This window comes from Alcanivorax sp. NBRC 102024, from assembly GCF_001602235.1.
In the GTDB taxonomy this organism is placed as follows: Bacteria; Pseudomonadota; Gammaproteobacteria; order Pseudomonadales; family Alcanivoracaceae; genus Alcanivorax.
This window is the reverse complement of the sequence record NZ_BDAS01000001.1, coordinates 77,565-98,910: the sequence shown is the minus strand read 5'-3', so window position 1 is coordinate 98,910 and position 21,346 is coordinate 77,565. Positions and strand designations below refer to the sequence as shown.

General features: G+C 59.2%; 22 protein-coding genes. 12 read left to right on the top strand and 10 right to left on the bottom strand.

The genetic code is table 11. The features are described 5' to 3' along the window. The first annotated feature begins 3 nt into the window (after positions 1-3). From A0251_RS00500 to A0251_RS00470, 7 genes are all read left to right on the top strand, one after another. Positions 4-1,194, top strand: coding sequence for a hypothetical protein (locus A0251_RS00500; RefSeq protein WP_062814898.1), 1,191 nt, complete (start codon positions 4-6; stop codon positions 1,192-1,194). 11 nt (positions 1,195-1,205) lie between these two features. Further along, positions 1,206-2,366: a CpaF family protein gene (locus tag A0251_RS00495; RefSeq protein ID WP_062814897.1), complete on the top strand. Its 1,161-nt coding sequence runs from the start codon at positions 1,206-1,208 to the stop codon at positions 2,364-2,366. Then, positions 2,363-3,283, top strand: a complete 921-nt coding sequence (locus A0251_RS00490) for a type II secretion system F family protein (RefSeq protein ID WP_062814896.1) — start codon at positions 2,363-2,365, stop codon at positions 3,281-3,283. Before A0251_RS00495 ends, A0251_RS00490 begins: the two co-directional genes overlap by 4 nt. Then, positions 3,276-4,145: a type II secretion system F family protein gene (locus A0251_RS00485; RefSeq protein ID WP_062814895.1), complete on the top strand. Its 870-nt coding sequence runs from the start codon at positions 3,276-3,278 to the stop codon at positions 4,143-4,145. The genes A0251_RS00490 and A0251_RS00485 overlap by 8 nt, the downstream gene beginning before the upstream one ends. 16 nt (positions 4,146-4,161) lie before the next feature. Then, a complete protein-coding gene (locus A0251_RS00480) occupies positions 4,162-4,833 on the top strand; it encodes a tetratricopeptide repeat protein (protein ID WP_062814894.1) in 672 nt (223 codons plus the stop codon). After that, positions 4,830-5,102: a hypothetical protein gene (locus A0251_RS00475; protein ID WP_062814893.1), complete on the top strand. Its 273-nt coding sequence runs from the start codon at positions 4,830-4,832 to the stop codon at positions 5,100-5,102. The genes A0251_RS00480 and A0251_RS00475 overlap by 4 nt, the downstream gene beginning before the upstream one ends. Before the next feature lie 70 nt (positions 5,103-5,172). Continuing rightward, positions 5,173-6,882, top strand: coding sequence for a hypothetical protein (locus A0251_RS00470; protein ID WP_156478203.1), 1,710 nt, complete (start codon positions 5,173-5,175; stop codon positions 6,880-6,882). A gap of 186 nt (positions 6,883-7,068) precedes the next feature. Here the strand turns inward: A0251_RS00470 and A0251_RS00465 are convergent, their stop codons facing one another. Together A0251_RS00465 and A0251_RS00460 are read right to left on the bottom strand one after the other, a co-directional pair. Then, positions 7,069-8,262: an acyl-CoA desaturase gene (locus A0251_RS00465; RefSeq protein ID WP_062814891.1), complete on the bottom strand. Its 1,194-nt coding sequence runs from the start codon at positions 8,260-8,262 to the stop codon at positions 7,069-7,071. Positions 8,263-8,434: 172 nt separating this feature from the next. Continuing rightward, positions 8,435-10,414, bottom strand: a complete 1,980-nt coding sequence (locus tag A0251_RS00460) for a hydantoinase/oxoprolinase family protein (protein ID WP_062814890.1) — start codon at positions 10,412-10,414, stop codon at positions 8,435-8,437. Between the two features lie 136 nt (positions 10,415-10,550). Between A0251_RS00460 and mutM the strand changes: the two genes are divergently transcribed. The 3 genes from mutM (at position 10,551) to A0251_RS00445 (ending at position 12,462) form a co-directional block, all read left to right on the top strand. Next, positions 10,551-11,360, top strand: coding sequence for a bifunctional DNA-formamidopyrimidine glycosylase/DNA-(apurinic or apyrimidinic site) lyase (gene mutM, locus A0251_RS00455; protein ID WP_062814889.1), 810 nt, complete (start codon positions 10,551-10,553; stop codon positions 11,358-11,360). 168 nt (positions 11,361-11,528) lie between these two features. After that, on the top strand, positions 11,529-11,897 hold the full coding sequence (locus tag A0251_RS00450) for a hypothetical protein (RefSeq protein WP_062814888.1): 369 nt from the start codon (positions 11,529-11,531) through the stop codon (positions 11,895-11,897). 28 nt (positions 11,898-11,925) lie between these two features. Beyond that, on the top strand, positions 11,926-12,462 hold the full coding sequence (locus tag A0251_RS00445; RefSeq protein ID WP_062814887.1) for a porin family protein: 537 nt from the start codon (positions 11,926-11,928) through the stop codon (positions 12,460-12,462). A gap of 89 nt (positions 12,463-12,551) precedes the next feature. Here the strand turns inward: A0251_RS00445 and A0251_RS00440 are convergent, their stop codons facing one another. Both A0251_RS00440 and hemW read right to left on the bottom strand, forming a co-directional pair. Further along, the gene (locus tag A0251_RS00440) at positions 12,552-13,307 is read right to left on the bottom strand and encodes a TetR/AcrR family transcriptional regulator (protein WP_231874130.1); all 756 of its coding nucleotides are present in this window, start codon (positions 13,305-13,307) and stop codon (positions 12,552-12,554) included. Positions 13,308-13,371: 64 nt separating this feature from the next. After that, a complete protein-coding gene (gene hemW, locus A0251_RS00435; RefSeq protein ID WP_062814886.1) occupies positions 13,372-14,523 on the bottom strand; it encodes a radical SAM family heme chaperone HemW in 1,152 nt (383 codons plus the stop codon). A gap of 139 nt (positions 14,524-14,662) precedes the next feature. Here hemW and A0251_RS00430 point away from each other — a divergent pair, with 139 nt between their 5' ends. Next, positions 14,663-15,112, top strand: a complete 450-nt coding sequence (locus A0251_RS00430; protein ID WP_062814885.1) for a YaiI/YqxD family protein — start codon at positions 14,663-14,665, stop codon at positions 15,110-15,112. Here the strand turns inward: A0251_RS00430 and A0251_RS00425 are convergent. From A0251_RS00425 to A0251_RS00405, 5 genes are all read right to left on the bottom strand, one after another. Beyond that, entirely contained in the window at positions 15,103-15,789 is a 687-nt protein-coding gene (locus A0251_RS00425) for a hypothetical protein (protein WP_062814884.1), read from the bottom strand. The genes A0251_RS00430 and A0251_RS00425 overlap by 10 nt on opposite strands. 75 nt (positions 15,790-15,864) lie before the next feature. Next, positions 15,865-16,452, bottom strand: coding sequence for an RdgB/HAM1 family non-canonical purine NTP pyrophosphatase (gene rdgB / locus A0251_RS00420; protein ID WP_062814883.1), 588 nt, complete (start codon positions 16,450-16,452; stop codon positions 15,865-15,867). 174 nt (positions 16,453-16,626) lie between these two features. Then, positions 16,627-17,217 carry a methionine biosynthesis protein MetW gene (gene metW / locus A0251_RS00415; RefSeq protein WP_062814882.1) on the bottom strand — a complete coding sequence of 197 codons (591 nt, stop codon included), beginning with the start codon at positions 17,215-17,217 and terminating at the stop codon, positions 16,627-16,629. Then, positions 17,210-18,412 carry a homoserine O-acetyltransferase gene (locus A0251_RS00410; protein WP_062814881.1) on the bottom strand — a complete coding sequence of 401 codons (1,203 nt, stop codon included), beginning with the start codon at positions 18,410-18,412 and terminating at the stop codon, positions 17,210-17,212. The genes metW and A0251_RS00410 overlap by 8 nt, the downstream gene beginning before the upstream one ends. 96 nt (positions 18,413-18,508) lie before the next feature. Next, a complete protein-coding gene (locus A0251_RS00405; RefSeq protein WP_062814880.1) occupies positions 18,509-19,024 on the bottom strand; it encodes a hypothetical protein in 516 nt (171 codons plus the stop codon). 90 nt (positions 19,025-19,114) lie between these two features. On the opposite strand from A0251_RS00405, the gene A0251_RS00400 reads away from it, so the two are divergent. Beyond that, complete coding sequence (locus tag A0251_RS00400; RefSeq protein ID WP_062814879.1) at positions 19,115-20,416, top strand: MFS transporter; 1,302 nt, start codon at positions 19,115-19,117, stop codon at positions 20,414-20,416. 166 nt (positions 20,417-20,582) lie between these two features. Here A0251_RS00400 and trmB read toward each other — a convergent pair whose 3' ends face one another. Continuing rightward, positions 20,583-21,299 carry a tRNA (guanosine(46)-N7)-methyltransferase TrmB gene (trmB, locus tag A0251_RS00395; protein WP_062814878.1) on the bottom strand — a complete coding sequence of 239 codons (717 nt, stop codon included), beginning with the start codon at positions 21,297-21,299 and terminating at the stop codon, positions 20,583-20,585. Positions 21,300-21,346 lie beyond the last annotated feature (47 nt).

Sequence of the window (21,346 nt, the reverse complement as noted above, 5' to 3'; positions counted from 1 at the left end):
GCTATGAGTGAACATGACATTGTTCTTTCTGTTGTTGACGATGATGGAATCGAGGCCTGGCTGGAGCGGGTGGTGGATGAGCCGTTCCGCCTTGAGCAGGTCAGCCGAAGCGATCTGACCAGGGTGCTGCGCTTGCTGGAGGCCACCACTGCCCATGTGGTGATGGTGGAGATTTCCGAAGCGGATATGGATCAATCACTGGCCATCATCACGGCCCTGACCAGTGCTCGCCCCTGGGTCACCGTTATCACCGTCTGCGCCCGTGCCAACCAGGAATTGCTGCTGCAATCCATGCGTGCGGGAGCGCGGGATTGCTTTGTGGCCGGGAGCGAGGCGGGAGATGTCCGTGACCGCCTGCGCCGGCATCAGTTGTTGAGGGTGGGTCACTATGATGACCAGGTTCGCTCCGCAACCAACAACCTGACCCTGGTCGCGTCAGCCAGCCTGACGGTAGACACCCGCTTTCTGGCACAGAATGTTGCCCTGGGGCTGAACCGCCTGTTTCCCAACGAACGGTGTCTGGCCATTGATACCCAGCCCGCCGAGCGCGGTATTTTCTATCTGGATGTGCACAACGAATACACGTTGGAAAATTTGCTGGCCAGCCCGGAGACCCTGGACGAAACCCTGATCGGTACGGCACTGGAAGAGTATCGGCCGGGGTTGCGACTGCTGGCCGGCGGGATTGATAGCCGTGAGCTTGAAGGGGATCGAAGCGCGGATCTGTTTATTGCCCTCAATCATCTGATGCAGATGTTTGATCGTATCGTGATCAATGTGGGCACCCTGGAGAGCCGCCATTGGGTGCGTGCCCTTGGCATTCACGCTAGTCATTTGCTGATCACCATGCAGCCACTGGTGGACCAGGCCCATGCGGTGCGGACCCTGGGCAATGAGTGGCGTTCCCACCTGGGCCGCGACAGCCAGGTTCACCTGGTTGTGGATGGGATGGAAGGCAAGGTCCCCCCGGGACTGGATGAACTGGCAGAGACCGCAGGGGTAAACCTGCTAGGTGGGCTGCCCATGGACTGGCGTCACCGCCTGATGGCCATGAACAGTGGCTTGCCGATTCAGGAGCAATCTCCCCGTTGCCGCTATAGCCGCGGCCTGCAGACCATGGTTAACAAGCTGGAATCACAGCAGGATGTGAGCGCTGGTGGGAGCTGGTGGCAACGACTGCGTAGCAACGGATAGCAGGAGCGCTTGTGGCGGGACGGATCGACGCAGAATACCAGCAGCTCAAGGATCGCACCCATCGCTGGGTGGTTGAGCGGCTGGATGAGGAAGGCATCGAGGTTGGCAATGCCAGCCGTGATCAGCTTGCGGATTTTATCCGTACGGCGGTGGGGCAGCATATCGCCCTGAACCGGGTGCCTCTCTCAACCCAGGATCTCAATCAGCTGGTCCGCGATACCCTGGACGAAGTGACCGGTTATGGCCCGCTCGAGCCTTTGCTGGCTGATCCGCGCATCAACGACATCCTGGTGAATGGCCCGGACAGCGTCTTTATCGAAGTCGCAGGGGTGCTGCAAAAAGCATCGGTGCGTTTTATCAATGATGACCATGTGGTACGTGTCATTCGTCGTATGCTGGCGCCCCTTGGGCGTCGACTGGATGAGTCCAGCCCCATGGTGGATGCCCGCTTGCCGGATGGTTCCCGGGTCAATGCCATCATTCCGCCGCTGGCGCTGGACGGCCCCAGTATCAGTATCCGTAAATTTACCGGTAACCATCTAAGCGCCCAGCAGCTGATAGACAGCGGCTCTCTCACCGATGCGTGCCTGGATATCATGGTCAAGGCGGTGGAGTCGCGGCGCAATATCATCATCAGTGGTGGTACCGGTACCGGTAAAACCACCATGCTGAACATGATCAGTCAGTACATTCCTCGTCAGGAGCGCATCCTCACCATTGAGGATTCCGCCGAACTGGTGCTTAACCATCCTCACGTGGTTCGCCTGGAGACCCGCCCGGCCAATACGGAAGGCAAGGGGCGAATCAGTGCCCGGGAGCTGGTTATCAATGCCCTGCGGATGCGTCCCGACCGGATCATTCTTGGTGAGGTGCGTTCCAACGAGATCATCGAATTACTGCAGGCAATGAATACCGGCCACGACGGCTCCATGAGTACGATCCATGCCAACAGTACTCGTGATGCGCTGGTGCGCATCGAGACCTTGCTGGCGGTGAGCGGCTATGAGGCCAGCGAGACCGCCATTGGCCGCCTGATTGGTTCTGCCCTGGATATCATCATTCAGCTGGAAAGACTGCCGGATGGCCGCCGCCGGGTCAGCGAGGTAGTGGCGCTGACGCCAACGGAAGATGACCTCTACCACATGGACTACCTGTACAGGAGTCAGGCATGAGTGCGGTAGAGCTGCTGGGAATGGCGCAGCTGCTCGGCATTATTGCCGTGGTTACTGTGCTCATGCAGCTCGTCTGGTTCCGCTATCGGCAGCGCAGCTTGCTGACTGAGCGCGTGCGGCAACGTTTGCAGCAGCGTATGGAAATCGGTGGTGAACCCGGTCAGGTGCGAGTGGTGGCGGGTCCGCTGGAACGGCTGTTATTGCGGGCGGATATCCGCCTGTCCAGAGTGCAGCTATCACTGCTTGGTATCGTTATTTTCCTGATCGTGGTGATGGTGCTGGCTTCTTCGGGTTTCATTGCGGCTGGTGTGGTGCTGGCGCTGATAGCCGCGAGTCTTTGGATGTACTGGCGGTTCCGTTTCCAGCAGCAGCGCCGGATGATTTTTGAATCCCTGCCGGGAATCATGGAATCCACATTGCGCTATATGAGCGCCGGCCGTTCCCTGGAGGCCTCGTTAATGGAGTCCTTCCAGGATGCGCCGCCGGTATTTGCGCCGCTGACGTTCAGGCTGCGCAGTGCGATTGAGGCCGGGCGCGATTACACCGGTTTGTTTGATGACTTTTCCCGGCTTTACCAGGTGTCTTCCCTGGTGCTGGTGTCCATTGCACTGCGCACGTCCGCCCGGTTTGGTTCGTCGATCCGTCCGGTTCTGGAGCAGGTGGCCACCTCGTTACGCTCCCAGCAGGAGCTGCGCCGGGAGTTCCTGGCGTCTACGGCGGAGACCCGGTTTACCGCCGGCGCCTTTACCTTGCTGCCGTTGGGCATGGCTGCCTACATGATGCTGATCAACGAAAAATATGCCGAGGTCCTGCTGAACACGGACACCGGGCATACCATGCTGATGATCGCTGGCATCTTGCAAGGGTTCGGTGTGTTGGTCATCTGGCGGATGATCCAGGGGGTGGGCCGTGAATAATGTGCTGCTGATCCTCGCCATCCTGCTGTCGGGCCTCTCCTTGTGGCTGGTCTACAAGACCCGGGACTGGGCATTGCGGGCCCGGGTTAACCAGCGTTTGCAGGATAGTGGCAATCACCGTGAGGATGAGGATCGGGGGTTCTGGTTATGGACACTCTCCAGTGCCCTGACGGAGTCATCGATTGCGTCGGGGGATTATCAGGAAATCCGGCAGGCTCTTGCGGGCATGGGAAAAAGTCGTGAGCAGTCCCAGGTTATTTATCTGTTGTCCTGCTGGCTATTGCCGGTACTGGTGGCATTGGTAGGTTTTCTGGTGTTCGGTCTGCTCGGCGGGCTGTTGGCATCGGCGGCGGGCTTTATTGTGCCGCGGCGGGTGATCCGCGGTATGGGGGCCCAGGCAGAGCTGAGACAGAACCTGGAAGCGGTAGAGCTTTGCCACATGACGCGAATGCTGATGGAGGCCGGGCTGTCCCTTGAGCGTGTAATGCGCATTATCGGTCGCCAGGGGCGTCCCCTTTTGCCCATTCTTATCATGCGGATAGACCGTTTTAACCGGCTCATGAAATCCGGCGCGGAGCGAACCCAGGCACTGGATGAACTGGGTGAGAACAAGCGTATCCCGGTACTGCGCAGCTATGTGGTGTTGATGAAGCAAAGCAGTCAACTGGGGGCGGGCGTATCCGCCAGCCTGGACCAGATTATTGAAGAAGCCCAGAACGTGGAACGTAACCGCATTCGAGAGGAAACCAACCGGATTGGTGCCAAGATGACGGTGGTGATGATGGCATTCATGCTGCCGGCCCTGTTTATCTTGATTGGCGGCCCGGCGGTGATTTCCATCGCGGATGCATTGGCACGATAACAAAGGGAGTAACAACATGCGTGGCATGGTTTGGGGAGCACTGGTACTGCTGGCGGGATGCGCACACCAGTCAGCGCCGGAGTCGGCCCCGGGAACAGTGGATGTGTCGTCAATTGCCTGCAAGGAAGCACTGCAGCCAGAGCAGCGTGTGGATCTGGAGATGGTCGATACCTTGATGGCCAAAGGACGAAATTATGCGGCGTTGGCGCAGCTGGAAAGCAAACCCATGGGCGCCATTGATCACTGGTTGCGTTATGGCCAGTTGCTGGCCGCCTCCGGCAAGCTGGATTCTGCGGAGCAGGTCTACAGAGCATTGGCCAATCGCTGTGATGATGGCCGCAGCCGTCATGGCCTGGGCATGGTGTTGCTCAAGCGTCATGAAATCATGGCGGCGCTGTCCCATCTGGAGCGGGCGCGCAGCCTGGCACCGGCAACCTCCCAGGTGCGAAATGATTACGGTTATGCGCTGATGCTGGTAGGGCGCTACGAAGATGCGGCTTTCGAGCTGAGAACCGCATTGGAACTGGCGAACGGCAAGGGCCCGGTTCGTCAGAATCTGGCGGTAGCCTATCTGATGACGGATGATCGTGAGGGGCTGAAAGCGTTACAGTCCAACTACGGGTTCTCGGATGAGGAAATTGCCTATGCCGAGAAACTCAGTGAACAGTTCGGGAGGACCCGAAAATGAAGAAACTGGCCTTGATTCTGTTGTTGCCGGGAACCTTGGTGGCGGCGGAGCCTCAGCAAGCCTACAGCTTTGGTGTTTCCGGACAGGTTGTCACCAATGAGTCTGAAACGGTCACTGACTGGTTGCTGAACCAGCAGCGCGATTCCCGACCGGCAGGCCAGAGTGAGCTGTCTGCTCCGCTTTATGTGGACACCCAGCGCCGTCTGGCAAATTCCTTCCGTACCGCGATTCCGGACAGTTTTGGTGAACAGACCCGAGACGATAATTAACCGTCTCCGGCAGCGCGGGGCCCTGTCAGTCATCACCCCGCTGTTGCTGTTGATCGTCATTGCCCTCACGGTGATGGCGCTGGATGGCGCACGCCTGTACAGCTTGCGCAGCGACATGCAGGCGCAGGTAAATGTGGCCGCCCAGGCTGCAGCCGGTGCGGCTCAGGCATGCGGTGGACAAGCGCCCAGTACCGCGCTTGTCCAGCAACGCGCATTGGCTGCGGCGGTTGCCCAGGGGTTTGAGGGGTCTGATCAGGACCTGAACGTTCAGCTTGGCGTGATTGCGGATGCCAGCAGTAGCGGTGTGGTGGCTTTCGAGCCGGTGAATCTCATTGAGCGCAGTAATGCGGTACTGGTGAGTTACACCCGCACCGAGCCGATTTCCATGTTGTTGCCAAAGTCTGTATTTGGTGGCATTTCTCTCTCCGTGAATGCGGCGGTTCGCAAGGAGGTGGTGGCCACGGTCAGCGCGGCCGGCGGCACTGTCGGTTTGGGCGGTGATGCCACCTTGCTGGGCAGTCTGCTGGGTGTTGTGCTAAATCAGCCGGGTTTTAGTTTGGACCCGACCGACCTCAACAGTCTAGAAAATGCCACTGTGCAGTTGGGCGATTTGCTGACCGCCACTGGCGTCAATGATCTGGTCGACCTTCTGGGTCTTGATGCGTCTGAACTGGCGGCGGCGATTCGTGATGTGGGCACAGCTACCGCGCCAGTTGCGGATCTGCTGGATAGTATTGTGACTGCACAGGGAATAGAGACCATCAAAGTGGGCGACATTATCAGTGTGGTAGAAAATGCTTCCGTCCCGTCGTCCAGTGAGTTCCCGGTCTATGATCTGGTCATCAGCCTGGTGCTTAATCTGGCTGAGCAGCAGCAGGCTGGAGCCGGTGGGTTGTTGTCGTTGCCACTCAATATTAACAACCTGTCCGTCCCGCTTATTGCCAATATCAATACGGTAGACCTGGGCTTGAATGTGGGCGAGCCACCCACGGTGGCTGTTGGTCCGGCTCGTCAGGATGAGGATGGCGAATGGGTGACCCGTTTTTATGCGCCGGACGTGACGTTGCAGCTATCCGCACAGGTGGAGTTGTTGCCGATCAACTTGGGCCCTCTCCTCTCCCTTTCTCTGGCGGATTTAACCGTTCCGTTGGCGGTGAATGCGGGGGGCGGTGAGGGTCAGCTGATTTCCGCTGATTGTGCTCGGGGAACCTCCAACTCGGTAGAGTTTGGCGTCAACCTTGAGCGTGAAATCGCGCGTATTGTAACCGGGCGGCTGACGGCGGCGGGAGAATTGCAGCCAGAGCGGTTGGAAGCGAATGTTGGTAGGTTGTCGCTGCTGTCCGGGCTGCTGCCTCCCATAGAAGGCATTCTTTACCTTAACGCGGAAGTGGACGGAGAGGTTCCGGGCATTGAAGAAACAGTATTTCTGGATCCGCGTTATGATTTGTATTGTGACCCGATTGAGGGATGCGATCAGTCCCAGTACAACGATTTGGGCGATGGTTTGTCCGGCCTGGATCTGGAAATAACGGTTCATGAAGCGTCGCTGCTTCGAAGTAGCTTCGGCTTGATCAATTTGACGCCGCTACTAGACCCTATTCTGGATCCTGTGCTTGAGTTGTTGAGTGATGTCATATCCAGTCTGGCTGAAGGGTTGATAAATCCATTGCTGCGAACGCTGGGTGTGGGCCTGGGTGGCATCAGCGTCAATGTGAGCGCGGCAAACCAGGATGGAATCCAGCTGATCGAGAATATTGCGGTGGAAGAGCCGGAGCAGTGATCTGCTTTCCCGGCAAAGCCACAAATGACGAGACCCCATGATGTTCAGGCTCGTGTGTATTCGCGATACATCGTTTCGGTTGTGACTTTGCCCGCAGGATATTGAGTCTTGCATGCTTTACCGGGAACCACAAAAAAGGCCGCATTGTGCGGCCTTTTTTGTGGTTCCCGGGAATGGAAGGAAGTATCAGTGCGATACCGCGGCCGGCCGATAGCGGGTCAGCTGATCGGCAAACTCCTGCAGGGCAGCAATGCCGGATTCGCGGGCATCGTGATACCACTGCTCCAGGGCTTCCACCATTTCTGAAGAGTTGCGGCTGGTCTGGGACCAGATGTCCTGCAGGCGCAGGCGGAACTGGTAGATGGCATCCAGGGTTTCATTGCTTTCCGTCAGGGTCTGCAAACGTTTTTTCTGGCCCGGCTTGATCAGGCTGATGTCGCGGTGGAACAGGGCGTGGGCGCGGGCATACAGGTCGCGGGTGGCGTCGCAGGCGCGGGCTTGCTCCTGCTTGAAGACCGGCACGATAACCGTCCTGCGGTAGTTGGCCATCACCTGGAAACGGTGCTGCATGATGCCGCGCAGGGCATCCAGGTCCACTTTGCTGGCGCTTTTCTCGAAAGCGGGTTTGGGGGCGACTTTTTTCACCTTGGCCAGGCCCACCATTTCAAACAGGCGTATCCAGGCCCAGCCCATATCAAACTCGAAACGGCGCACTGACAGTTTGGCAGAGTTGGGGTAGGTGTGATGGTTGTTATGCAGTTCTTCGCCACCGATGAGAATGCCCCAGGGAGAAATATTGCGAGATGCATCCGGGCATTCGAAGTTGCGGTAACCCCAGTAATGGCCGATGCCGTTGATAACCCCGGCGGCGAAAACGGGGATCCACATCATCTGGATGGCCCATACGGTGATGCCGGCGGCACCGAACAGTAGCAGATCGATGACGGCCATCAGTGTGACGCCGCCCATGGGAAAGCGGGAATACACGTTGCGCTCAATCCAGTCGTTCGGACAACCCGCCCCGTATTTGTTCAGGGTTTCCTGATTTTCGGCTTCCTCACGATACAGTTCGGCACCTTCGCGCAGCACTTTCTGGATGCCTTTGACCTGCGGGCTGTGCGGGTCGTCTTCGGTTTCGCATTTGGCGTGATGTTTGCGGTGGATGGCGGTCCACTCAAGGGTGTTCTGGCCGGTGGTCAGCCACAGCCAGAAACGGAAAAAGTGCTTCAGCACTGGATGCAGGTCCAGCGCACGGTGGGCGGAATAGCGGTGCAGGTAAACGGTGACGCCAACAATGGTGATGTGGGTCATGACCAGGGTGATCAGGATCAGGGCACCCAGGCTGGGGGCCAGCAGGCCGTTGCTCAGATAATTCAGCATGAAAATCGCACAAGGTAAAAACGGAGATCCTATTGTGCCCAGTCCGGGTGACAGGCAGAAGACGCCGAATAGGTCAAATTCGGACTTTCGGGCCAAGGGTTGGCCAGGGGCGGATGAACGGTAACAACGACAGGGCTGAAGCCGGGTCGGGTGCCGAATCCGCCTGGCCTCTTCAGGTCCCCGGGCGGGTCAGCAAGAGGTGCCCTTGTGCATCCACGGATGCCTGCCATTGCGGAGCCAGCCAGGTTGTTCCTACGGCTTCAGCGATCAGCGCCGGCCCCTGTATGGTCTGGCCGGGGCCCAAAGTGTCGCGGTGATAAATCGCCACTTGCTGATCCACGCCGGGTAGCCGGGTATGCCGGATTGCCTCGCCAGTGCGGGCAGGCAGTGGTGGCTGGGCGGGCGGTGTGTGTGTGGCCTGGCTTTGTACCCGAATATTCACCTGCTGCACCGGCAATGCCAGACGGTGACCGAAGCGCACCTCGTGGGCGTCGTGAAACAGCGCTTCCCGTGCTGCGACAGTGGGCTGCCAGGGAACCTGTAACACCGACGATTGGCCCTGATAGCACATATCCACAAAAACGTGATGCTGGATCTGCTCGGCACCAACGCCCTCGCGGATCAATTCCGCACTGCCCTGGCGTTGCAGGGTGGCAATGCGTTCCCTCAAGGCGGTATCGTCGGCGCCGTCTGGCAACGCCTGGAGCTGTTCGCGCTTGCGAGGGGCGTACACCAGTCCTTCAGCGGAAAGGACGCCGGCGCGGCGGGGAACAAGTGCGCTGCGCATGCCCAGATTGTCTGCCAGGGCGCAGACATGCAGGCCGCCAGCGCCGCCAAAACTGAGCAGGGCAAAATTTGCCGGGTCAAAACCTTTCTGGATGGAAATCACCCGGAGTGCCTGGGTCATGTGCTCATTGGCCAGTGCCAGCACCCCTTCGGCGGTCTCTTCCACACCCAGGCCTAGCTGTGACGCCAGTGTTTTCATGGCATGGCGGGCGGCAGCGGTATCCAGTGTCAGAGAGCCACCCAGAGCGAAGTCCGGCTGCAGCCTGCCGAGCACCACATTGGCGTCAGTGACCGTGACTTGATTGCCGCCTCGGCCATAGCAGGCGGGGCCCGGATCGGCACCGGCGGAGTGGGGTCCCACATGCAGCAGGCCGGCATCATCCACATAGGCCAGTGAACCGCCACCGGCGCCAATGGTATGCATGTCCACCATGGGGACCGCCACTGGATAGGGGCCAATATGGCCCTGCTGGGTAAGACGCAGGTCGCCGTCCAGGAGGGCCACGTCGGTGGACGTGCCGCCCATGTCGAACGTCATCAATCGGGGCTGCCGGAGTTGCTCCCCCAGGCGCCTGGCGGCGGCGAGACCGCCGGCAGGGCCGGACAGCAGCAGATTGACCGCCAGCCCGGCGGCCTGGTCGGAGGCAATGGTGCCGCCATGGGATTGCATGATGGCCAGAGGCGCGGGGTCTGTGGCCTGCTGAAGTCGCTGCAGATAATCTGCCACCTTGGGGGCCAGCCAGGCGTTCAGCCAGGTAGCCATGCCGCGCTCGTATTCTCCCCGAGTCGGCAGAATGGCGTGGGAAGCACTGACCGGCAGTCCGGCTGCCTCCAGGGCCTGGCGGATGCGTTGCTCGTGGGCGGGGTTGAGATAGGAGAACAGCAGGCACAGAGCCACGGATTGGGGCTGATGAGCGAGCACCTTCTCTACCAGTTGCGTCAGGTCCGCGTCACTGAGCGGTATGACTTCCTTGCCCCGGGCGTCGAGCCGGGCAGGGCAGCCTTCAACATTCACTGTGTCCAGCATCGAGGGCGGTGGCGTCGGTGTCAGGTTATAGAGCTCGGCTCGGTTCTGACGGCCGATGCGCAGAATGTCTTCCAGTCCCTGATTGGTGATCAGTACTGTGCGTGCGCCTTTGCCTTCCAGTGCCGCATTGGTGGCCACGGTGGTGCCGTGAACGATGGCCAGCTGGCCCGCGGCCATGGCGTCCTTGAGTCCAAGCTCGGCGATACCTTGCAGGATGGCCTGCTCGGGAGCCGAGGGGGTGGACAGCACCTTGTGGATACGCGGCTCGCCGTCGCCGAGCAGCACAAAGTCGGTAAAGGTGCCGCCGGTGTCGACACCGAGCCAGTAGGAAACGGACATAGCAGTTAATAGTGAACAGTGAAAAGTTAACAGCGACAAACAGGGCGCATCTGTTGGCCCCGGTGGTGCTACCATACCCGAAGCGGGTGAATTTTAACTATTCACTGTTAACTATTAACTATTCACTGCTTTCTTCATGCCCGAACTACCCGAAGTGGAAACCACCCTCAGAGGCATTCGCCCCCACCTGGAAGGCCGCATCCTGAGCGCCGTTACGGTTCGTGAATCCCGGTTGCGCTGGCCTGTCAGTGAGGCGCTCTATGAGCTGAAGGATTGTCCGGTGATCGCCTTGCGTCGTCGCGCCAAGTACCTGCTGATTGAGCTGGAGGCCGGACAGTTGATGATCCATCTGGGCATGTCCGGCACCTTGCGAGTGGTGGACGCGGAATTGCCATTGCGCAAGCATGACCATGTGGATCTGCTGCTGGACAGCGGCAAGGTGCTGCGTTTCAACGACCCCCGTCGTTTTGGCAGTGTGTTGTATCAGCCGGGCGCTGAGCCCCATGCATTGTTGGCGGCCCTGGGGCCGGAGCCGCTGGGTGAGGATTTCCATGGTGACTGGCTGTTCCGTCGCTCCCGGGGGCGAAAAGTGGCGGTGAAAAGCTTCATTATGGACAACGCCACGGTGGTCGGGGTGGGCAATATTTACGCGCAGGAAAGCCTGTTTCTCGCCGGCATTCACCCGTCTCGGCCAGCAGGGCGTATTTCACGTGAGCGTTATCAGCGTCTGGCGGATGCCATCAAGGCTGTCCTGGCTCGGGCCATTGAGGCCGGTGGCACCACCCTGAAAGACTTTACCCGCGCCGATGGTCAGCCCGGCTATTTTGCCCAGTCCCTCCATGTCTATGGTCGGGCGGGTCAGCCTTGCTTGCAGTGCGGGACCCTGCTCAAGGCCGATCGTCACGGTCAGCGGAGCACCAGCTACTGTCCGCAATGTCAGCGCTAGGGAAAAGCGCATGGCCCGGGTCCGGCCGTTGGTCATGAATTGACCATCCAGCCTATTGCTGGGCTACGAACAAAGGTGTAGATTGTGATGCAATTGTCGGAATATTAACGACTTAGCTGAAACAATGTCAGCGATACTTTAACTATAAAAATACAAGAGGGATTCACCATGAAGCGAGCAAAGCGCCCGGTAGTGGCATCTGTTCTCGCCTCCACCCTGGTGCTGGGTGCAATGACGCCGCTTGCTACCCATGCCCGATCCATGGGGGACGTGGATAATCGCCCAGGCGAGGTGGCCATGATCGGGGATGCCCTGATTGCGCGCCCGATAATGGCGGCATCTACGGCGGTGGGCTTTGTGCTCTACACTGTGACGTTGCCAGTCAGCCTGTTGGGGGGGAATGAGGATGAAGCCGCAGAGAAGCTGGTGAAAGCGCCAGCCCGAAGTACTTTTCTGCGTTGCCTCGGTTGCACACCGGCCCAGCACGATCAGCTTATGGCTGAGAAAAAAACCAAAGAAGCTCAAGAGAACAAGTAAGCCGGTAGGCTGATTAAAAGGAGTTAATATGAGAAAACTTTGTGCCTCACTGGTGTTGTGCGGTATCGGCGTGGTATCTGCGAACGCCAATGCCGAAGGGTATATTGCTCTGGGTTATGCGCAACTGGATCACAGTGATCGTTCCTTTACCGATGGTGAATTCGATACGGGTAATCTTGTCGCCCGTCTGGGTGCGGACATTTCTCTCTATTTTGGTGCCGAGTTGAGACTGGGTACGACCGTCGTCAAGCATGAAGAGACTTTTCGTGGCGCGGACGTGGAGTACAAGCAGGACTATTTTTACGGCGCATACCTGCGCGTGAAATGGGATAACACGACTTCACTGACGCCTTATGCCGCCTTGGGCGTGGCGGGTGGCCGGGAGCGTCTGGACAGCAACGTTATCTCCGGGCGCGATAACTGGAATGATGTTTCCTATGCCGCCGGTGTGGATATGGATCTGACAGACCGCATCGGCATCAACGCGGAATATACGCAATATCGTGATGACGAATACGATATCAGTATTGACGGGCCTTCCGTTTCGGCAGTGTGGAAATTCTAGCCTGCGGCATCTCCTTGTGAGCATCCTGCATAAAAAACCCGCTTTCGCGGGTTTTTTTATGCATTCATTAAGTGGCAGAGAGCAGTCGGTTAGCCCAAAGATAGGCAGTGATTTTTGTCGCTGCAAAGATCGCTGAAAAGCGTGCCACAGAGGTCGTCGACTTTTTGGTCGAGCGCACCATCATCAAAGGGGTCATCTGCCAGCGGTTGCCACTGCATGGCATTGAGCTGCAGCTGGATATTGCGCAGCAGCATCCGGTAGGGATCTTTCAGGTCATACATATCCAGAATGCCTTCCGCATGGATCAGCGTGTGCATGCCCATGCTCATGGACCACTGGCCGATGCTGAAAGCCAGTGGCGCCAGGCCATGGGCTTCCAGTTCACCGTCCTTGATCGCGTCCTTGACCACCTGTTCCACCATGCGGCCGATGGGTTGGGTTGCTTCCAGTAGCTGTTCCCGGCGACTGGCGGACGCTGCCTGCCAGACCACTTCGGTCATGACATATTGTTCCAGCCGGAAGTGTTCCGGGTAATGCTGGGCAAACAGGGCATAGGCCACGGCAAAGGCCAGCATCTTGTCACGGGTGCTCAGGTCGGAGTCGGCGACGCGCTGGAAGTAATCCCGGCGGGTGGTGGTCAGTTCCGTGCAGACGGCGATCAGCAGATCTTCTTTTGAGGCGAAATGATGATAAAGGGTGCCGGTGGCAAAATTGCAGCTGCGGGCAATGGCCGCCATTTGAATGCCGAGCAGGCCTTCATTGCACAGTTGCTGGCGAGTGGCTTCGATAAACAGTTGTTCGCGTTCTGCCAGCGCCTGTTCGCGCCCGCTCCGTGTCTTCATCATAGTCGGTATCTATCGTGATGCATGGAAACAATGTTGAATAGCATTGCAGGGTGGTTCAAGCGCTTTACGACAGCGCCTCGGCCAGCCTTGCCAATACCCCGTTCAGGTGGTGCATGCCCTTTTCGGTGCAATGCACTCGCTGATCGGTGATCTCCAGCAAGCCCTGTTGCCGGAGTTCCCCCAGATAATGAGTCCATTGTGCCGCAGGAAGCCCCGTGTTGTCCTCTACAGTCTGTAACCGGACTCCTTCCACTAGTCGCAGCCCGTTCATCAGGGCTTCGAATAGCCGGTCTTCCCTGGCCACGGGGTGATACTGGCGACGGGCCTGCTGCGGATCAGCCAGGTAATCTTCCGGCTTGCGGGTTTTCTGATAGCGGTGAATGGTGCCGTGGTGGGTGTCGGTGATCTTGCCGTGGGCGCCGGCCCCGATGCCCAGATAGTCGCCGAACTGCCAGTAATTCAGATTATGGCGGCAGGCGTGACCGTCCCTGGCAAAGGCGGAGACTTCATAGCGTTGGTAGCCCTGGCTGGCGAGCAGCGCAAAGCCTTCCTGTTCGGTATCGGCCATATGGTCCGGACTTGGCTGATCCGGTGGAGAACGGAAGAAGACCGTGTTGGGCTCGATGGTCAGCTCATACCAGCTCAGGTGAGTCGGTTGCAGCGCCATGGCCTGTTGAAGATCGTCCAGCGCCTGTGCCCGGGTCTGGCCGGGTAGTGCATGCATGATATCCAGGTTGAAGGTGGTGAAGCCGGCCTCCCTGGCCTGGTGGGCGGCCTGGATTGCGGCACTGGCGTCATGGATCCGCCCCAGGGCCTGTAGATGGGTGTTATTGAAACTTTGCACCCCGATCGACAGCCGGTTGATGCCGGCTTCGCGAAAGCCGGCGAATCGGCCGGCTTCCACGGTGCCGGGGTTGGCCTCCAGGGTGATTTCAGCCTGTTCACTCAACACCAGCCGTTGCCGTATACCCTGAAACAGCTGCCGATAAAAATCGCCGGACAGCAGGCTTGGCGTGCCACCGCCAATAAAGACGGTTTCCACTGTCCGATCCCCGATCAGCGGCAGGTCCTGGTCCAGGTCCGCCAACAATGCCCGCAGATAAGCCGCCTCCGGCAATTCGCCCCGCTCATGGGAATTGAAGTCGCAGTAAGGGCACTTGCGTACACACCAGGGCGTGTGGATGTAGAGGGAGAGCGGCGGGTTCTTGAGGGGCATGAGGACAGTGAACAGTTAAAAGTGAACAGTGAACAGCTAAAATTCACTGGGTTCGGGTATGGTAGCAAACTGCCGGGGTGGAGGTGTGTGTCTTTTGACCTTCGCTGTTAACTATTCACTATTAACTGTTCACTGATTTATGCATATCTGGGTAGATGCGGACGCCTGTCCGCGGCCGGTGAAAGAGGTGTTGTTTCGGGCGGCGCAGCGGGTGCAGATTCCCTGCACCCTGGTGGCCAATCAGCCGGTGGCGGTGCCTCGCTCTCCGTTGATCCGCGCCATTCAGGTGGGGCAGGGATTTGATGTGGCGGATAACGAGATTGTTCGCCGTTGTCAGCCGGGGGATCTGGTGGTCACCCAGGATATTCCGCTGGCGGCGGAAGTCGTGGCCAAGGGGGCGGAGGCAGTGACGCCCCACGGGCACTGGCTGGACAAGGATACCGTGCGCGAGCGTCTCAACATGCGCGATTTCATGGAGGAGATGCGTTCAGCCGGTATGCAGACCGGTGGGCCCAGCAGCTACTCCAACCAGGACAAGGGGCGTTTTGCCAATGCCCTGGATCGCTGGCTGGCCCGTATTCAGAAGTAGCTTGTCAGGCCGGCCTGGCCCCAGCTCAGGTCGTCGCCACCGTCCCGGCGCACGTCTTCTCCGGCCCAGCTATGTTGCCAGCCCGCGTGCAGGTCCAGAGCCGGCAGTACCTTCCAGCGCAGTTGTACCCCCGCTTCCCGGTGGTTGGGGCCGTTATAGTCTTCACTGGCATAGCCATCATCATAGGTCTGGGTGAGATACAGCTTGCCTGTCCATCCCGGGGCCAGTTCGCGTTGACTGTGCACGGTCAGGGCGTAGAAAGCTCCGGACGCCTGTTTGCTCCAGGTGCCATCCACTGACAGGGATAACCAGGGCTGGATCGGTGCAGAAAACCCGGCACCGGTTTCCACGTCGTCCGGCCCCTGTGGATGGAACTGCAGGTAGGTGACGTTGGGATAGGGGCTCCAGCGCTCCACGTATGGCGCGTATTCAACAAAGAGATTGTTTTCCCGGTAATCACTGCCGTTGGCCCAGCCTTGCCAGACCCCGGCGGTAACGTCCCGGTGGGTCAGATCAACCCCGGCGGTCACCAGAGGATTGCTGTCCAGGTTGTCCCGGCCTTCGGTGACATAGCGGCTTTGCCATTGTGAATGGAAGGTGCCTTCCAGGCCGCTGCCCTGGGCCAGCGAGGTAGCCAGAGCCAGAATGCTGGCAGCGACAGGCTGCTGTTTTGTCATAGTGGCATCCCTGCAACAAGTGAAAACCATGCTAGCAGTCAAGCGCGATATACGGGTGAAGGGGGCTATCGACGCTTACTGCAGGGCCTGGATCAATTGGGCCATGGCCTTGCCCCGATGGCTGAGTGCGTTTTTCTCTTCCGGCGGTAACTGGGCGGCGGTGCAGTTCTTTTCCCTTACAAAAAAGTGAGGGTCGTAACCAAACCCCTGGTCGCCCGCCGGTTCCAGGACAATTTCCCCATTCCAGATGCCCTGACAGATCAATGGCGTGGCATCGTCCTCGTGGCGCATCAGCACGATCACCGCCACATAACGGGCGTCACGGGAGACGTCCGGCGCATCCGCCAGCATTTCCACCAGCAGGGCATTGTTCTTGGCGTCGGTGGCGCCAACCCCGGAAAACCGGGCTGAATACACCCCGGGGGCACCATTGAGCGCTTCCACTTCAATCCCCGAGTCATCGGCGATAGCGGGCAGGCCGGTGTATTTGCTGGCATTGCGGGCCTTGATGATGGCGTTTTCCACAAAGGTGGTGCCGGTTTCCTCCGCTTCCGGCACGGAAAATTCACTCTGGGCCACCACCTGGATATCCAGTGGCTCAAGCAGGCGCTGCATTTCGGCGAGTTTTTTGGCGTTGCCGGAGGCGAGAACGATTTTTTCCATGGTCAATTCCAGTATCTGTTAATGCGTAGGAGCGTGGAGTAACGAGTTGCGAGAAGCGAGTTTCGAAAGTCAAAACCCGGAAGCCGCTAAAGATTGAAGGTTTTCGCTTCTCGTTACTCGTAACTGGGTTCGCGCCGCCAGCGACGCTCCTCCGGGTGGGTTGGAAGCATCGATCTATACCGTAACCCGATAAATCGCAATTTCCCCGAACAGATTGGGCCAGAGCCGTGCCAGTAAACCGCTGCGATGGTGGCGGTTGATCACCTGGCGTTCCAGGATGCGGATGTTGCTTTTTCGGCAATGGGTTTCGAAATCCTGCACGGTGCACAGGTGGATATTGGGGGTGTTGTACCACTCGTAGGGCAGTGCGGAAGACACTGGCATGCGCCCCTTCAGGCCCAGGTAGGCGCGGACCCGCCAGTGACCGAAGTTGGGGAAGGTAATGATCGCCTCGCGACCCACGCGCAGCATTTCGTTGAGGATCTGATCCGGGCGCAGTACTGCCTGCAGAGCCTGGGTCATTACCACGTAATCGAAGCGGTGATTCTGGAAATTGCCCAGCCCTTCGTCCAGATCCTGCTCCAGCACGTTGACGCCTTTTTCGAAGCAGGCCGCCAAGTTGTCCTGGTTGATCTCCAGACCATAACCACGGATCTGTTTGTGCTGTTTCAGATGGGCCAGCAGGGTGCCGTCGCCGCAGCCCAGGTCCAGCAGGCTGGCGTCCGCGGGGATCCAGTCGCTGATCAGTTGCAGGTCATCACGCATGGTTGCCTGCCTCCACAGGGTTTACGCCATTTTCCACCTCGTTGGCGACCCTGTGCATGTAGGCGCCGAACAGCTTGGTGTATTCAGGGATGTCCAGCAGGAAAGCGTCATGCCCCTTGGGGGTGTCGATTTCCGCATAGCTCACATCGCGGCCGGCATGGACCAGGCCGTTGACGATTTCCCGGCTGCGCTCCGGCGCAAAACGCCAATCGGACGTGAACGACATGACCAGAAACTTGCACTCCGGTTTTGCCAGGGCGGTTTCCAGGGAATTATCGAATTCCCGGGCCGGGTCGAAATAATCCAGCGCCTTGGTCATCAGCAGGTAGGTGTTGGCGTCGAAGTTGCGCGAGAACACTTCCCCCTGGTGGCGCAGATAGGATTCCACCTGGAACTCCACGTCGAAGCCGAAATGAAAGCGACCGGCACGCAGGTCGCGGCCGAATTTCATGCGCATGGCGTCGTCGCTCAGGTAGGTGATATGACCCACCATACGCGCCAGGATCAGCCCCTGCCGGGGATAGGTATCGTGCAGGTAATAGCGACCGCCATGGAAGTTGGGGTCAGTGAGAATCGACTGGCGCGCCACTTCGTTGAAGGCAATGTTCTGGGCGGACAGTTTCGGGGCCGCCGCAATGACTACCGCATGGCTGAGCCGATCCGGATAGTCGATGGACCACTGCAGCGCCTGCATGCCGCCCATGCTGCCGCCGATCACCGCGGCCCAGCGGGAGATGCCCAGCACATCCGCCAGCCTGGCCTGGCTGTTGACCCAGTCCTTTACCGTCATCATGGGAAAATCCGGGCCCCAGGGCTGGCCGGTGTCCGGGTTGATGGAAGCCGGCCCGGTGGAGCCGTGACAGCCACCCAGATTGTTCAGGCTCACCACGAAAAAGCGGTTGGTATCGATGACCTTGCCCGGGCCGATGCAGGTATCCCACCAGCCGGGGCGCTTGTCATCCTCGCTGTGGTATCCGGCGGCATGGTGATGGCCGGACAGGGCATGACAGATCAGCACCGCATTGGAGGCGTCGTCGTTGAGGGTACCGTAGGTCTCGTAGACCAGCTCATAGGACGAAAGAGTGCGACCGCACTCCAGTTCGAGAGCCGTATCAAACGACAGCGTTCTGGGCTCGACCAGACCGACGGAGTCTTCGGCAGACCATGGAGCATCTTGGGGGATCGGTTGCGGCATGATGACTCGCTTGCTAAGGATGCCGCAAAGTCTAAAGCCCGCCCGGTAGCCGTGCAATCGACTACCGGGCGGCAGGGCGTGTAATTTGCCTGTGATTCAGGCCAGGGGGGAGAAATGCTCCTCTTCGCTCTGATTGCGGATTTCGATGTGATGGTCCAGAGCCTGGTGGACGCGATTGCGTTCATGCTTGCGGTCCACATCGATGAGAATCAGATAGTTGCCGTTCTTCACGGATTGCAGGTAGGGGGACAGATGGTGGTTGGCATGGGAGATGCCACGTAGTCCTCCGGCCCAGGCGCCGAAGCAGGTGAAGAACAGGGCGGTGAGTAGCCATACGCCCAGATGGGCGTCCACGCCCCAGGGGTCGATAAAGGCAATGGCATAGCCGGCGATGAGACCGATCAGCAGGCCGCGAGTGGCACCACTGTAGCCGTTGCTCATGATGTCGGTATCTTCCCAGGGGGTGGTGGCATTGATGCCGTGACGATCCAGCTCGCCCGCATCCCGGGCCATCACGTGGATGCGTTCACCACCGATGCCGGCGGTGTCCAGGCGGGAGATCGCGTTGCGAACCTGTTGCAGGTTGGGGACGAGATAGTAAACCCGATACATACGTCTTACCCTCCGTCGTTATATGTTGGGTTCACGCTAAGCCTGCCACAGTGAGGGCCGGGTCAAAAAGTGATCAAGATGGGGTGAAGCATGGCAAAACAGGATCTTCTCGAGCGCCTTTATGCCCAGGTGGCCAACGAGGAGGATGCGCGAACCTGCAAGGACATCAGTGATGCCGCCTGCCGGGAGGTGCCGGGGAATTTCTTTCGCATCATCAGCGCCAATACCCTGACCAAGATCGGTGATCTGCTGATCAACCCGAAAACCGTGCTGGCCTGGTTGATCACGGCGGTGGGGGCTCCCTCGTCCCTGGCGGCATTACTGGTTCCCATCCGGGAGTCGGGCTCGCTGATTCCCCAGTTGATGATTGGCGCCATGGTGCGCCGCTATCCGGTACGCAAGGGATTCTGGGCTCTGGGAGCGGCACTGCAGGGGCTGGCAGTGTTGGGGATGGCTGCCGCGGTGTGGATGCTGGAGGGCATGCAGGCGGGCCTGACCATTGTGGGCTTGCTGATCCTGTTCAGCATCAGCCGGGGCTTCTGCTCGGTGGCGATGAAAGATGTGCAGGGCAAATGTATTCCCAAATCCCGCCGCGGTCGCCTTGCCGGGTTGTCTGCGACCCTGTCAGGGGCCATTACCTTTGCCCTGTCGCTGGTGATTTTCCGGGGGGATTCCGATCCCACCATGGCCTTTTACAGTGCACTGCTGACAGCCGCAGGGGTGGCCTGGCTGATCGCTGCCGGGGTGTTCTTCACCGTGGACGAATTTCCCGGGGCCAGCGAAGGGGGAAATAACGCCTTCAAGGAAGCCGTTGCCAGTCTCGGCCTGCTGAAAAACGATGCCCCTTTCCGGCGTTTCGTGATCACCCGGGCCCTGCTGATGGCGTCGTCGCTGGCCTCGCCGTTTCTGGTGCTGGTGGCCCAGGCCCAGGCCTCGCTGCCACTCCTGCTGGGCAGCTTTGTGCTGGCATCCAGCCTGGCCAGTGCCGTCAGCGCCACCGTCTGGGGGTATATGGCCGATACCTCCAGCCGTAATGTGATGGTGCGCGGTGGCGGGCTGGCGGCGCTGGTCTGTCTGCTGGCCGGTGGGCTTGCCGCCTGGGGGCCGCAGACTGACTGGCTTCACTGGCTCTATCCCCTGGCCTTCTTTGTGCTCGCCATCGCCCATGCCGGCGTGCGCATCGGCCGCAAGACCTACATGGTCGATATGGCCGGTGGTAACAAGCGAACGGACTACACCGCCGTCAGTAATACCGTTATCGGCTTTCTGCTGCTGGCAGTGGGTGGCATCAGTGCCGGGGTGGCGATGTTGGGTAATGACTGGGCCTTGCTGGTGCTGGGGATGATGGGAGCGACAGGGGTCGTCAGTGCGAGATTGCTGAAAGAGGTTTGAGGAAGGCAAGCTTCAAGTTACAAGCTGCAACGCGAGATTCGGTCCGCTGCCAACCCGGCAACATACTGCTCCGCGCGGAAAATCCGTTGGGATTGCGGGCAGAAGAGCGTTTCCGTTCGGAATGGCCTGGCCCGCGCCTTGTAGCTTGAGGCTTGTCGCTTGCAGCTCAGCCCTTCTCAAACAACAGATCCCAGACCCCGTGCCCCAGTTTTTCCCCGCGCCGCTCAAATTTGGTTTCCGGGCGCCAGCTCGGCCGTGGTGAGAACTGCCCGGCGCCGGCCAGGTTAGTGAAACCGTCGGCGTCGTTCATCACTTCCATCATATGCTCGGAATAGTTTTCCCAGTCTGTGGCCATGTGCAGCACGCCGCCGGGTTGCAGCTTGCGATGCACCAGGGCTACCCAGGCGGGCTGGACGATGCGGCGCTTGTGGTGCTTTTTCTTGTGCCAGGGATCGGGGAAATAGAGTTGCACCCGGGCCAGGCTGTTATCCGGGATGCACAGCTCGAGAATCTCCACCGCGTCATCGCAGTAGCTGCGCAGGTTGCTCAGTCCGCGCTGCTGGATTTCCATCAACAGGGCGCCCACGCCCGGGCGATGCACTTCAATACCGATAAAGTCCTTGTCCGGATCGGCCTGGGCCATATCCGCCAGGGAGTGTCCCATGCCATACCCGATTTCCAGCACCCGGGGCACATCGCGGCCAAATACGGTCTGCGGGTCCAGCATGCCGTCCGCCCGTTCCAGGCCAAACTGTGGCCAGAGATTGTCCAGGGCGTTGCGCTGTCCGGCGGTAAGGCGGCCTTCGCGCAACACAAAGCTGCGTACCTTGCGCATGACCTTGCCGGTTTCCGGGTCTTTATCCTGTTTGATGAAGTCGAGCATGGGATTGCCAGGTGAGTTGAGCGGGGGGCGATTGTAGCAAAAACCGT

Bases quoted from the DNA above. Each gene is read 5' to 3' on its own strand.
- A0251_RS00460 (WP_062814890.1), bottom strand. From the start codon at position 10,414: ATGTCCGTTTCCTACTGGCTCGGTGTCGACACCGGCGGCACCTTTACC.
- A0251_RS00425 (WP_062814884.1), bottom strand. From the start codon at position 15,789: ATGACAAAACAGCAGCCTGTCGCTGCCAGCATTCTGGCTCTGGCTACC.
- A0251_RS00400 (WP_062814879.1), top strand. From the start codon at position 19,115: ATGGCAAAACAGGATCTTCTCGAGCGCCTTTATGCCCAGGTGGCCAAC.
- A0251_RS00410 (WP_062814881.1), bottom strand. From the start codon at position 18,412: ATGCCGCAACCGATCCCCCAAGATGCTCCATGGTCTGCCGAAGACTCC.
- A0251_RS00475 (WP_062814893.1), top strand. From the start codon at position 4,830: ATGAAGAAACTGGCCTTGATTCTGTTGTTGCCGGGAACCTTGGTGGCG.
- metW (WP_062814882.1), bottom strand. From the start codon at position 17,217: ATGCGTGATGACCTGCAACTGATCAGCGACTGGATCCCCGCGGACGCC.
- A0251_RS00445 (WP_062814887.1), top strand. From the start codon at position 11,926: ATGAGAAAACTTTGTGCCTCACTGGTGTTGTGCGGTATCGGCGTGGTA.
- trmB (WP_062814878.1), bottom strand. From the start codon at position 21,299: ATGCTCGACTTCATCAAACAGGATAAAGACCCGGAAACCGGCAAGGTC.
- A0251_RS00450 (WP_062814888.1), top strand. From the start codon at position 11,529: ATGAAGCGAGCAAAGCGCCCGGTAGTGGCATCTGTTCTCGCCTCCACC.
- A0251_RS00440 (WP_231874130.1), bottom strand. From the start codon at position 13,307: ATGATGAAGACACGGAGCGGGCGCGAACAGGCGCTGGCAGAACGCGAA.
- A0251_RS00480 (WP_062814894.1), top strand. From the start codon at position 4,162: ATGCGTGGCATGGTTTGGGGAGCACTGGTACTGCTGGCGGGATGCGCA.
- rdgB (WP_062814883.1), bottom strand. From the start codon at position 16,452: ATGGAAAAAATCGTTCTCGCCTCCGGCAACGCCAAAAAACTCGCCGAA.
- A0251_RS00500 (WP_062814898.1), top strand. From the start codon at position 4: ATGAGTGAACATGACATTGTTCTTTCTGTTGTTGACGATGATGGAATC.
- A0251_RS00405 (WP_062814880.1), bottom strand. From the start codon at position 19,024: ATGTATCGGGTTTACTATCTCGTCCCCAACCTGCAACAGGTTCGCAAC.
- A0251_RS00490 (WP_062814896.1), top strand. From the start codon at position 2,363: ATGAGTGCGGTAGAGCTGCTGGGAATGGCGCAGCTGCTCGGCATTATT.
- mutM (WP_062814889.1), top strand. From the start codon at position 10,551: ATGCCCGAACTACCCGAAGTGGAAACCACCCTCAGAGGCATTCGCCCC.
- A0251_RS00430 (WP_062814885.1), top strand. From the start codon at position 14,663: ATGCATATCTGGGTAGATGCGGACGCCTGTCCGCGGCCGGTGAAAGAG.
- hemW (WP_062814886.1), bottom strand. From the start codon at position 14,523: ATGCCCCTCAAGAACCCGCCGCTCTCCCTCTACATCCACACGCCCTGG.
- A0251_RS00465 (WP_062814891.1), bottom strand. From the start codon at position 8,262: ATGCTGAATTATCTGAGCAACGGCCTGCTGGCCCCCAGCCTGGGTGCC.